This window comes from Lampropedia cohaerens, assembly GCF_001005215.1.
Lineage (GTDB): Bacteria > Pseudomonadota > Gammaproteobacteria > Burkholderiales > Burkholderiaceae_C > Lampropedia > Lampropedia cohaerens.
The window spans coordinates 99,070-111,306 of sequence record NZ_LBNQ01000018.1; the positions used below are offsets into that span (position 1 = coordinate 99,070).

A 12,237-nucleotide genomic window follows, 5' to 3' on the forward strand; every position below is an offset into this window, starting at 1 on the left:
GCCTGCTGCAGCGACACACGCGCAATCCCTTGAGCCTGGCTGGCCTCACGCACACCACCGTCTCAGGTGGGGCGTGGTGGCATCTTCACGTCGCTGGGGAGGGATCGTGATCTGTGCGGCTTCCGGACCACCGGGCAGCCGCGACAAATTCGATGTAGGCCCGATTGCGGGCCGGATGCATTTTCTGTGGATTGCGATCCTTGTTGCAATCAGCTGTATTTCTTCTCCAGTTCGTCCCAGAACGGTTTGCCGACCAGACGTTGGCGTTCGGCAAATGGCGCCACCAGGCCGCTGGATTCGAGTACCTGCTTCTCATCGCGCAGGGTGGTCAGGGCTTTTTGCATGCCCATGACGGCGCCTTGCAATGCGGCATTGGCATACAGCACCAGTCCATAGCCGAGCTGGGCCAGCTCCTCGGCACCGAAGATCGGCGTCTTGCCGCCGATGACCATGTTCATCAGCTGTGGCGGCGCAAGCCGCTGGGGCAGGGCGCGCACTTCCTCTTCCTTGGTGACCGCCTCGACGAAGAGGATGTCGGCACCGGCGTCGGCGAATTGCTGCGCACGCTCTATGGCTGCCTCGAAACCATGCACGGCCGCCGCATCGGTGCGGGCCATGATGAGAAAGTCCGGATCGCGGCGTGCATCCACGGCAGCCTTGATCTTGCCGACGGCCTCTTCGGTGGAGATGACGGCCTTGCCGCTGAAGTGGCCACAGCGCTTGGGTGCGACCTGGTCTTCCAGCTGGATGCAGTCGGCGCCTGCGCGCTCAAGTACGCGCACGGTGTGGTAGACGTTCAGGGCATTGCCAAAGCCGGTGTCGGCATCCACCAGCAGTGGCACCTCCACCGCATCACGAATGCGTGCGGTGTGGTCGGCGATTTCGGCCAGGCCCATAAAGCCCTGATCGGGCATGCCGAACCACATGTTGGTCACGCCGGCGCCAGTGACATAGATGGCCTCGAAGCCCAGGTCGGCAATGACGCGCGCAGACAGGGCATTGAACGCGCCGGGGACAATGACGCCGCGCCGCGCATTGGCGAGCGCACGGAGTTTCTTTCGGGTGGACATGGTGGCGGGACTCCTTGAAAGTACTGCTTGTTAGAAGCAATCAGCGGGAACGTGCACGCATCCACTCATCAGAATGCGCGCGCTTCGGCTCATGACGGCCTTGGTCACGCGCCACTGCGGACCGTTTGCGCCGTTCACCAGTTTGGCTTCGGCGCCGACGCGCAATGTGCCCGACGGGTGACCAAAACGCACGGTCTGACGTGCGCCACCGCCCGCCGCCAGATTGACGAGCGTGCCGGGAATGGCTGCCGCAGTGGCGATGGCGACCGATGCCGTGCCCATCATGGCGTGATGCAGTTTGCCCATCGAGAGCGCGCGCACGCGCAGGTCGATGTCGCTGGCCTGGACCGTCCTCCCGCTGGAGGCGGTGTAGTCGGCAGGTGGCGCGACGAAGGCGATCTTGGGCGTATGTTGGCGTTTGGCGGCTTCGCCGACGTCGCGCAGCAGGCCCATTCGCACGGCGCCATGCGCGCGGATGGCCTCAAAGCGCGCCAGTGCCTTGGCGTCGCCGTTGATGGCCTCCTGCAGTTCGCTGCCGGTGTAGCCGATGTCCGCTGCGTTGACGAAGATGGTCGGAATGCCGGCGTTGATCATCGTGGCCTTGAACGTGCCTACGCCTGGAACGTCAAGGTCGTCGATCAGGTTGCCGGTCGGAAACAGTGCGCCACCGTCCTCTCCGTCGTCGGCAGGGTCGATGAATTCCAGCACGATTTCGGCTGCCGGGAAGGTCACGCCGTCGAGTTCGAAGTCTCCGGTTTCCTGCACCTGTCCGTTGGTGACGGGAATGTGCGCAATGATGGTCTTGCCAATGTTGGCCTGCCAGATGCGCACGGTGCAGACGCCGTTGGCCGGAATGCGCGTGGCGTCCACGTACCCGGCATGGAGTGCGAACGCGCCGGCAGCCGTGGAGAGATTGCCGCAGTTGCCCGACCAGTCGACGAAGTCGGCATCGATGCTGACCTGGCCGTACAGATAATCGACGTCATGGTCCGCATGGCTGCTGGGCGCGAGGATGACGCACTTGCTGGTACTGGATGTTGCGCCGCCCATGCCATCGATCTGCTTGCCATAGGCGTCGGGGCTGCCGATGACGCGCTGCAGCAACCGGTCGCGCGCGGGGCCTGGCACGCGCGCGGGCTCGGGCAGGTCTTCCAGACGAAAGAAGACGCCCTTGCTGGTGCCGCCACGCATGTAGGTGGCGGGAATCTTGAGTTGTGCAGGGAAAATCATGCGGATTGCGGCTGGTAGGTTTTGAGGGGCGCTGCCTGCCGACCTTCGGCGGAGTCAGGGCAGCGCAGCGGATGGTCTTCAGGCCATGGCCTTGTTGGCCTCAAGAAAGTCCTGCGCAAAGCGCTGCAGCACACCGCCTGCCTCATAGACGCTGACTTCCTCATCGGAATCCAGGCGGCAGGTCACCGGCACGTCAATGGCCTCTCCGCTGCGGCGATGGATGCGCAGGGTCAGCGTTGCCCCGGGGGCGCGCGTGCCCACTACATCGAAGGTTTCGCTGCCGTCGATGCCCAGCGTCTTGCGCGTGGTGCCGGGCTTGAACTGCAGCGGCAGCACGCCCATGCCGATCAGGTTGGTGCGGTGGATGCGCTCGAACCCTTCGGCGACGATGGCCTCCACCCCGGCCAGGCGCACGCCCTTGGCGGCCCAGTCACGCGAGCTGCCCTGGCCGTAGTCGGCCCCGGCAATGATGATCAGTGGCTGCTTGCGCTGCATGTAGGTCTCGATCACCTCCCACATGCGCATGACCTTGCCTTCCGGCTCCAGACGCGCCAGCGAGCCCTGCTTGACCTCGCCATCGACCACGGCCATCTCGTTGATGAGCTTCGGGTTGGCAAAGGTGGCGCGCTGCGCGGTCAGGTGGTCGCCGCGGTGGGTGGCGTAGGAGTTGAAGTCCTCCGGCGGCAGGCCCATCTTCGCCAGGTATTCGCCGGCGGCACTGTCTGGCAGGATGGCGTTCGATGGCGAGAGGTGATCGGTGGTGATGTTGTCGCCCAGCACCGCCAGCGCGCGCATGCCGCGCAGCGTACGTTCACCGGCCAATGCACCTTCCCAATATGGCGGTCGGCGGATGTAGGTGGACTGTGGGCGCCATGCATAGCGCGGGCTGACCTTCTCGCCCGTTTCGACGCGGGCGGCAAACATCGGTTCATAGACCTTGCGGAACTGCTCGGGTTTGACAGCCTTGGCGACGATGGCGTCGATTTCCTCATCGCTGGGCCAGATGTCCCTGAGGCGCACTTGCTGCCCGTCGCCGTCGATGCCGAGCACATCCTGCTCGATATCGAAACGGATCGTGCCCGCAATGGCATAGGCCACGACCAGCGGCGGGCTGGCCAGAAAGGCCTGCTTGGCGTAGGGGTGGATACGGCCATCGAAGTTGCGGTTGCCCGACAGCACGGCGACCGTATACAGATCACGGTCGATGATTTCCTGCTGGATGGCAGGATGGAGTGCGCCGCTCATGCCGTTGCAGGTGGTACAGGCGAACGCGACGATGCCGAAACCGAGCTTTTGCAGCTCGCCCAGCAGATCGGCCTGCTGCAGGTACAGCTCCACCGCCTTGGAGCCCGGCGCCAGCGAGGTCTTGACCCAGGGTTTGCGCGTCAGCCCCCGGGCGTTGGCGTTGCGCGCCAGCAGCGCCGCGGCAATGACATTGCGCGGGTTGCTGGTGTTGGTGCAGCTGGTGATGGCGGCAATGATGACCGCACCATCAGGCATCTGACCCTGGGCCTCCTGCGCCCGCGCCTGCTCCAGCAGCGCAGCATCGGCAATGCCGCGCTCACGCAGCGCATGCACGGGCAGGCGCCGGTGCGGGTTGGAGGGCCCGGCCATGTTGCGCACCACGCTGGATAGATCAAATTCCAGCACCCGCTCATACTGTGCCGATTGAAGGGAATCGGCCCAGAATCCGGCGGTCTTGGCGTAGGTCTCGACCAGCCTGACCTGTGCCTCGTCGCGCCCGGTCAGCCTGAGGTAATCAATGGTCTGGTTGTCGATGTAGAACAGCGCCGCGGTGGCACCGTATTCCGGGCACATGTTGGAGATCGTGGCGCGATCGCCGATCGACAGGCTTTCGGCGCCTTCTCCGAAGAATTCGACATAGGCGCCGACCACCCGTTCCTTGCGTAGAAACTCGGTCAACGCCAGCACGATGTCGGTGGCGGTGATGCCGGGCTGACGGCGGCCTGTCAGGCGCACGCCCACAATTTCCGGTAGCCGCATCCACGAGGCGCGACCCAGCATCACGTTCTCGGCTTCAAGCCCGCCCACGCCGACGGCGATCACGCCGAGCGCGTCCACGTGCGGGGTGTGGCTGTCGGTGCCGACGCAGGTGTCGGGAAACGCTACGCCGTCGTGCACGTAGACCACGGGCGACATTTTCTCCAGATTGATCTGGTGCATGATGCCGTTGCCGGCCGGAATGACATCGACGTTGTCAAATGCGCGCCTGGTCCATTCGATGAAGTGAAAGCGGTCTTCGTTGCGGCGGTCCTCGATCGCACGGTTTTTGCGAAAGGCGTCGGGGTCATCACCGCCGCATTCGACGGCCAGTGAATGATCGACGATCAGCTGCACCGGCACGACCGGATTCACCGCAGCGGGATCGCCACCTTGCTCGGCAATGGCATCGCGCAGGCCGGCCAGGTCGACCAGCGCTGTCTGCCCCAGGATGTCATGGCACACCACCCGCACCGGAAACCAGGGAAAATCCATGTCGCGACGGTTCTCTACCAGCTGGCGCAGATAGTCCTGCAGCTTTTCCGGTTCTGCGCGGCGCACGAGATTTTCGGCGTGCACGCGGGCGGTGTAGGAGAGGCGGTCCCACGCACCCGGCGCAATGGCGTTGACGGCAGCGCGCGCGTCGAAGTAGTCCAGCCCGGTGCCGGGAAGCGGCTTGCGGTAGTCGGTATTCATCGTGGTCATTCTCAGTGGAGGCAGCGGGGATACAGACGACAGGCCAGGCCCGGTAGTCGCACCGGTGTGCAACGCTCGGGCCGACAGCCGTGCGACGAGCGCTCTCAGGGGCGCTGATCCAGCGGCACGAAGGGCTGGTCCTCCGGGCCGGTGTAGTTTGCGCTGGGGCGGATGATCTTGCCGTCGATGCGCTGCTCGATCACATGGGCGCTCCAGCCCGCGGTGCGGGCGATCACGAACAACGGGGTGAACTGGGAGGTCGGCACGCCCATCATGTGGTAGCTCACGGCACTGAACCAGTCCAGGTTCGGGAACATCTTCTTGACGTCCCACATCACCGATTCAAGCCGCTCGGCAATGTCATACATCTTGGTGGAACCGGCCTCATCCGAGAGTTGCTTGGCCACCTTCTTGATGACGACGTTGCGTGGGTCACTGATGGTGTAGACCGGATGGCCAAAGCCGATCACGACCTCCTTGCGGGCTACGCGCTCGCGAATGTCGGCTTCCGCTTCGTCCGGGCTGTCGTAACGCTTCTGGATCTCGAACGCGACTTCGTTGGCGCCGCCGTGCTTGGGGCCGCGCAGAGCGCCAATGCCACCAGCGATGGCCGAGTAGATGTCCGATCCGGTGCCGGTAATGACGCGACAGGTAAACGTCGAGGCATTGAACTCGTGCTCGGCGTAAAGAATCAGGCTGATGTGCATGGCCTTCACCCAGGATTCGGGTGGGCGCTTGCCGTGCAGCAGGTGCAAGTAGTGACCGCCGATGGAGTCGTCATCCGTCTCAACATTGATGCGGCGGCCATTGTGGCTGAAGTGGTACCAGTACAGCAGTGCCGATCCCAACGAGGCCATCAGCCGGTCGGCAATGTCGCGCGCGCCAGGCAGGTTGTGATCGTCCTTTTCCGGCTGCACCGTGCCCAACATGGAAACGTAAGTGCGCATCACGTCCATTGGGTGGGCCGCTGCGGGAATAGCCTCCAGCACCGTTTTTACCTGGGCGGGCAGTCCGCGAAGGCTTTGCAGCTTGGTCTTGTAGGCGCGCAGCTCGGCCACGTTGGGCAGCTTGCCGTGCACGAGCAGATAGGCCACTTCCTCGAATTCGCACTTTTCTGCAATGTCGAGAATGTCGTAGCCGCGATAGTGCAGGTCATTGCCGCTGCGGCCCACGGTGCACAGCGCCGTATTGCCGGCAGCGACGCCGGAGAGGGCGACGGATTTTTTCGGCTTTGGGCCGCTGGTGTTGGCTGCCTGAGGGGAAGTGCTCGTCATGGGATGTGCCTCCTTGGTATGCGGCCCGCAGTGCACATCGCGGCACTACTCTGGCCTGCTATGGGGATGCAGCCATTGTAGGAAAACGCCCAGAAACTGCATCAGCCAGTTTGCTGGATTTTGCGAATCGACAGGTGTTCACTTGCAAAGTTTGCAAATGGAACGCTGGCTGCAGTAGCTATCTAGCTTTTTTGCGTTTAGATATGCAAACAGTAGTGATTCGCGCTAAAATTTACGGTTTTGCGTAGTTAGGTGCTCTTGGGCACCAACGGACGTGAATTCAAGAGTCTCCATTTAGCCAGCCGACGCGCATTGATGGCGTTGCGACGCAACCAGCGCCATGCCAGCCACGATCCAAACCGTCTTTTCTAGAGGGCTATTCATGGCTGAGCGATCTGTTGTTCCTTGCGTCATCCCGGGCTCCGCACCCGCTTCATTGCAGCACTCGCCCGTAGTGCGCGCGGCTTGCAGACCATTGCCTCTGGCGGCCTGTATGGCCGTTGCCGGGCTGATGGGCCTGGCCATTCCAGCGTGGGCGCAAACGCAGAACACGCAGTCGCAGACTTTGCCAGAGGTGCTCGTTCGCGGCGAGGCCGAGCCCGATGACGCGCGTGGCACCGTGCGGCGCCTGGATGCGGCGCAACTGGCCAACCAGGGGGCGTCGAGCATGGCGGATATCGTGCGCTACCAGCCATTGGTCAGTGCGCCGGGCGTGGCCAGCGGCTCCAACAATATCTGGGATGGATCGGGTACGACCGGCTACAACATCCGCGGGGTTGATGGCAATCGCGTGGCCATCGACGTCGATGGCATCGAGCTGCCGCCGGCGGAGAACCTGCCGGACGGTGGCAAGAACAACAGCTTCTCCACCAGTCGGGACACCATCGAGCCCGAGCTATACCAGTTTGTCGAGATCGAAAGCGGTGCTACGGCGTCCGGCCGCAGTGGCAGTCTGGGACAGGGCGGCCGGGTGCGCTTCGTGACCAAGAGTCCGGAGGACTTTCTCTCCGATGGGCGCACCTGGTTTGGCGGCTACAAGCTGGGCTACCAGTCCGCAGACCGCAGCTGGCTGCACGCCTTGACGGGCGCTGCGCAGATCGGCCAGGTACAGGCGCTGGGCATCTATGCGCGCCGTGACGGTGAGCACACCCGCAGCAAGGGCAATGCGCCCATCAACGCGCAGAACTGGGACAGCAATGCGCTGCTGACCAAGTTCGTCTGGGGAGCGGGCACGGGCAGCAGGCTGGGGTTGTCGCTGGAGCATTTCCAGCGGGACACCGAGATCGACCAGATCAACCGCGTGAGTACCTCGTTACCCGAAGGCGCCAAGCAGGACGGCAGGAACCGCCGCACGCGTGTCAGCCTGGAGCACCGCCTGGCACCGGGCGGTGGTGTGGCGGCCTTCGACGTGCTGGAAAGCCGTGTCTACTACCAGCGCAGTGAAGCGCGCAATGACACCTTTGTGCCGGAGGTTGCGGCGAATCCGCGCGCACCGCGTCCCTACTCGCGTGCTATTTACGCCAACAGTGAGTACGACACCTGGGGCGGCACGCTGGATGCCCGCAAGCAGAGCGGCCAGCATGGGATCTTCTACGGGCTGGCGCTGACACATACGGCCAGCAAGCGGCCTTGGGAGGAGGTGCGCACCTACCTTGACAATGGCGAGGTACAGCCGCCGACCATTCGCGACCGTGCAGCCTCGGCCGATGACACGCGCGTGACCTTGTATGCGCGCGATGAGATCAAGTTGCCCATTGGGCCCCACGGTGCACGCGTGACGCCGGGGCTGACCGTGCAGCACTACCGCATCAAGCCCAAGGATCTGGAGCGCTATGCGCAAGGCTCCGAAGGCTCGGCGGGCGAGGCGCGGCGGGGTTCAGGCACGCTCTGGTTGCCCAGCCTGAATTTCTCGATCGGCCTTTCCCCGACGTTTGATGCCTATGCCCAGTACAGCCGCGGCGCGCGGGTGCCGACGGTCAGTGAGTTGACCGGCTCCTTCGAAAATCCTGGCACGGGGTACGCCATCGTCGGCAATCCGGATTTGAAAAAGGAAACCAGCGACAACGTGGAGCTGGGTCTGCGCGGCGCCCCTGTGCAGGGCGTGACCTTGAGCGCTGCGGCGTTTTACAGCCGTTACCGCGACTTTATTGAATACAGCAATATTGGCCGTGATCCGGACCTGCCGCAGTTTCCCCTGTTCGTCTACCGCACGGTCAACATTGGCAAGGCCCGCATCTGGGGTGCCGAGTTGAGCAGTCGGTTCGAGCTGGGCCAGTGGGCACCGGCAGTGCGCGGTTTGAGCGTGTCTCTGGCAGGGGGGTGGTCGCGCGGTCGCGCCACCAATGCGGAAACAGGCGCATCAGGCGATCTGAGCTCCGTGTTGCCAGCCAAGCTGGTGGCCGGTCTTGCCTATGACGACCCAGGACGGCGTTTTGGCGCGGCACTGCATGCGAGCTGGACCCGCTCGCGCCAGGCCGATGCCATCGACGTGATGAACAACACGGCCGCTGATGGAGAGAAGTTCCGCGTGCCCAGCGCCACGGTGCTGGATCTGACGGGGTACTGGAACGTCGCACGCAATGTGACGTGGCGGGTCGGCATCTACAACCTGACTGATCGCAAGTACTGGGATTACGCCTCGGTGCGTGACTTAGGCGCTGCAGACACGGTGGATATCGAGCGGCAGGCCAGGCCAGGCCGCAGCTTGGGCACCTCCCTGGAAGTGAAGTTCTGACAGCAGGCGGTGCCTTTCTCTCCAGGTGCTGCGCCACGTACTGACCGTGGCGCAGCACCGTAAGTACGGAATACGACCATGCCTTCATTAGCTTTTACACTCTCGCGGGTGCGGCTGTTGCGCACCCAGGTGGCGCTGATCGCGGCCACCGCCCTCACTGGTTGTGCGGGGCAGGCGGCCATGTCGTCTGCGGTGCAGCCCTCCGCCGCGTCAGGCATTGCCGCCATTCCCACTGCGCGGTGCGTGGCGGATGAGGCGGCGCTTGTGCACTGGGATGCACTGGTGGGCCAGATCGGCCATGGTGTCACGCGGCTGCGCGCCGATGGGGAGCAGACCGCACCCGACATCATGACTGCGGTGCTGGATCTGGGGCAGGTGCAGGTGCGCACGGCCAAGCCCACCGCATCGATCGCCCGGATCGGCTCGCCCAACAGGCTGCCGCAGCAATGGCGCGCGCCAACCGGTGATGCGCAGAAGGACCGCGAGCAGGCCGCGCGCAATCGCGCCAACGCTAACGGCTACTTTGGCGGGGCGATCGATCTGCGCTTTCGCTTCAGTCAGTGGGCCCATGCGCTGGCGGTGCAGCGCGTGGCGCAGGCGGGCTGCCCGGCGCAGCGCAGCTTGGTCTTTTTCAACGCGCAGGGCCAGCCAATCCAGAGCGTGACGCTGGCCAACTCCAGCGCAGTCGCTGCGTTCGATGCCCTGGTGCAGCAGTTCCGACATCCCGAGCAGGTGGCACCAGCGCTGCAGGCGCAGCCAGAAAACATGCCAGAGCAGCCGCGCGTCGCCGATGACGAGGTGGATCTGGAGGCCTATCACCGGGCATGGCTGGAGATGACAGACGTACACCAGTTCAATCGCGTCATGCGCGAGTTTGGCCTGGAGCGCGAGCAGGCGCTGCGCCTGGCACCGCCGGGCAAGGCACGCGCGCTGGCGCCACAGGCACTGCATGCCGTACTGATGCAGGCTTCCGCGCAGCAGTTGCCCATCATGGTGTTCGTCAGCAACGGTGCCGCCACGCAAGTGTTCGCCGATCGTGTGCACACTGTGCGAGAGGAGGGTGGGTGGCTGATCGTCGATGATCCGACCAGCTACATTGCGTTGCACGCGTCTGCGGTGGCCAGCGCCTGGCACATCGAGCGCGGCGGGATTCATTCGCTGGATTTCTATGACGCGCAGGGCCAGCTCATCACCTCGCTGTTTGGCGTGCGAGACCGGGAGCATCCCGTACCCCACGCGTGGATCGAGCTGGTGCAGGCATTGCCTGGCCGCACAGGCGGATGACAGCCCGCTTGGCCATGCGCGGCGCAGGCAGGCATGGCCGTGGCGCACCGAGTTCGCCGGTTTCCTTATACTCACCGGTTTTTGCGACTGATTGCCTGACGAGGTTGGCCGGCATGCGCTGCACGGGCGACGCGCGGCAGTGCCATTGCCGAAGGCAGGTGCCCAGACGCGGACGGGGGCAGATTTGAAAGTGACTGCAAAGGACGTGCGTGATCGCTATGACACGTACGCCAACATCTACGACAAGCTGTTTGGCATGGTGCTCGAGCCAGGGCGCAAGGCGCTGGCTGCCTCGCTGCGGCAGCAGCCGGTATCCAACATTTTGGAGATTGGCGTGGGCACAGGGTTGCTGCTGCCCCAGTATCCGCCGCAGGTCCCGGTAACAGGCGTTGATCTGTCGCCTGGCATGCTGCGCAAGGCGCGCGAAAAGGTCGATCCGCAGCGTCCCGCGCCGGTGACGCTGCTGGTTGCCGATGGTGAGCGCCTGCCCTTTGCCGACGGGGCCTTTGACTGCGTGACCTTGCCCTATACCTACTCCGTGACGCCGGATCCCCGAGCGTTCATGCGCGAGGTGCGCCGCGTGTGCAAGCCCGGTGGGCTGATCGTTATTCTCAATCACTTCTCCAATGCGGGTCCGGTCTGGAACGTCCTCGAGGCGCTGGCCAAGCCGTTCGTGCGCAAGCTGGGATTCGATTCGGCTTTTTCGTATGCCGAACATGTCGAGCAGGTGGACTGGCAGATCGAGTCGGTGCGCAAGGTCAATGCGTTCAACCTCTCGCGCCTGGTGCTGATCCGCAACGCCCCGCGCAGTTGAGGTGGCAAGGCCCAAGGCTGAGAACTTGTTCACGATCTTTTCATGCACCGCGTTGGCTCACCAGACGATGCGATGCAAGGCGCAAACCGCAGTCGCTCTGGTGGCCCGACGAGAATTTGCAACACCGCAGCGTGCGTCTGGTGCACCAACCCGAAGGGCAGCCAGGCAAAAGCACACCGGGCGGCGTTGCCCGCCTTGCGCAGACGCCCAGTCTGGGCTGCGGCAGGCGCCTTGCCCGCCGCACTTTTGCCTGACTGCGCGGTGCATGAAAAGATCGTGAACAGGTTCTTAGAACCTGTTCAAAGTCTTTTGAGCAGCAAAGCCAAGAATGCCAGGTGAATGAACTGTAAGCTGGTGTTGAGCAGGCGCTCGCAGTTCTTCCATAGTCGTCTGCTCTTGCCCAGCCAGGCGAAGCTGCGCTCGACCACCCAGCGCTTGGGCATGACCTTGAAGGTATGCAGTTCACTGCGTTTGGCAATCTGCACCGTCACATGCTCACCCAGGACCTCGCACACACCCCGTGTGAAGGGCTGACCCACATAGCCGCTGTCGCACAGTAGACTTTGCACCTGCCTGAGTCCAGGCCCGCAACGACGCAGCGCCTGCAACGCCCCTTTGCGGTCCGTCACCTCGGCCGTGGTCACCGCCACCGCGTGCGGCAGGCCCTGCGTGTCCACCGCAATGTGGCGCTTGATGCCCGAGACCTTCTTACCTGCGTCATAGCCCTTCTGGCCCGCCGTATCGCTGTTCTTGACGCTCTGCGCGTGCACGATCAAGAGCGTGCTGCAGGCGTTGCGCCCCAGTCTCTCTCGGGCCGCGCCAACCTGATTTTTTTAAAGCCTGCTCCAGCAGGCTGCCTCCTTCGCGTGGCTCGCTCCAGATCGCAAAGTACGAGTGCACCGTGCGCCACTTCGGAAACTCCTCGGGCAGCATGCGCCACTGGCAGCCGCTTCTGAGCAGGTACAGCACCGCGCAGAACACCTCATACAGGTCTACTCGCCTGGGGCTGGTCTTTTTGCGCGCGCTTTCCAACAACGGCTTGACAATCTCGAATTGTTCACGGCTGATGTCGCTCGGATAGCTCTTTCTCATCCCCAAAGCATCTCATAACTCCAGAGACTTTGAACAGGTTCT

8 protein-coding genes are annotated in these 12,237 nt (G+C 63.7%); 3 read left to right on the plus strand and 5 right to left on the minus strand.

Annotated features, from left to right (window positions below; genetic code table 11):
* Positions 1–209: 209 nt before the first annotated feature.
* The 4 genes from AAV94_RS04480 to prpC form a co-directional block, all read right to left on the minus strand.
* Complete coding sequence (locus tag AAV94_RS04480; protein ID WP_046741132.1) at positions 210–1,070, minus strand: isocitrate lyase/PEP mutase family protein; 861 nt, start codon at positions 1,068–1,070, stop codon at positions 210–212.
* 30 nt (positions 1,071–1,100) lie between these two features.
* The gene (gene prpF, locus AAV94_RS04485) at positions 1,101–2,300 is read right to left on the minus strand and encodes a 2-methylaconitate cis-trans isomerase PrpF (RefSeq protein ID WP_046741133.1); all 1,200 of its coding nucleotides are present in this window, start codon (positions 2,298–2,300) and stop codon (positions 1,101–1,103) included.
* A gap of 78 nt (positions 2,301–2,378) precedes the next feature.
* Entirely contained in the window at positions 2,379–4,997 is a 2,619-nt protein-coding gene (gene acnD, locus AAV94_RS04490) for a Fe/S-dependent 2-methylisocitrate dehydratase AcnD (RefSeq protein WP_046741148.1), read from the minus strand.
* A gap of 104 nt (positions 4,998–5,101) precedes the next feature.
* Positions 5,102–6,271, minus strand: a complete 1,170-nt coding sequence (gene prpC, locus AAV94_RS04495; RefSeq protein ID WP_046741134.1) for a bifunctional 2-methylcitrate synthase/citrate synthase — start codon at positions 6,269–6,271, stop codon at positions 5,102–5,104.
* 493 nt (positions 6,272–6,764) lie between these two features.
* Between prpC and AAV94_RS04500 the strand changes: the two genes are divergently transcribed.
* The 3 genes from AAV94_RS04500 (at position 6,765) to AAV94_RS04510 (ending at position 11,103) form a co-directional block, all read left to right on the plus strand.
* The gene (locus tag AAV94_RS04500; RefSeq protein WP_052754908.1) at positions 6,765–9,005 is read left to right on the plus strand and encodes a TonB-dependent hemoglobin/transferrin/lactoferrin family receptor; all 2,241 of its coding nucleotides are present in this window, start codon (positions 6,765–6,767) and stop codon (positions 9,003–9,005) included.
* Positions 9,006–9,083: 78 nt separating this feature from the next.
* Positions 9,084–10,289 (plus strand): ChuX/HutX family heme-like substrate-binding protein, encoded by a 1,206-nt coding sequence (locus AAV94_RS04505; RefSeq protein WP_084824738.1) that lies wholly within the window; start codon positions 9,084–9,086, stop codon positions 10,287–10,289.
* A 190-nt stretch (positions 10,290–10,479) separates the two neighbouring features.
* Positions 10,480–11,103 (plus strand): class I SAM-dependent methyltransferase, encoded by a 624-nt coding sequence (locus AAV94_RS04510; RefSeq protein ID WP_231731233.1) that lies wholly within the window; start codon positions 10,480–10,482, stop codon positions 11,101–11,103.
* 299 nt (positions 11,104–11,402) lie between these two features.
* Here AAV94_RS04510 and AAV94_RS14580 read toward each other — a convergent pair.
* Positions 11,403–12,195 (minus strand): IS5 family transposase gene (locus tag AAV94_RS14580; RefSeq protein ID WP_156454342.1). Its coding sequence is split into 2 segments (ribosomal slippage): positions 11,403–11,937 and positions 11,936–12,195, totalling 795 coding nucleotides; the frame shifts between segments, so codons are not numbered across the junction.
* Positions 12,196–12,237: the final 42 nt, after the last annotated feature.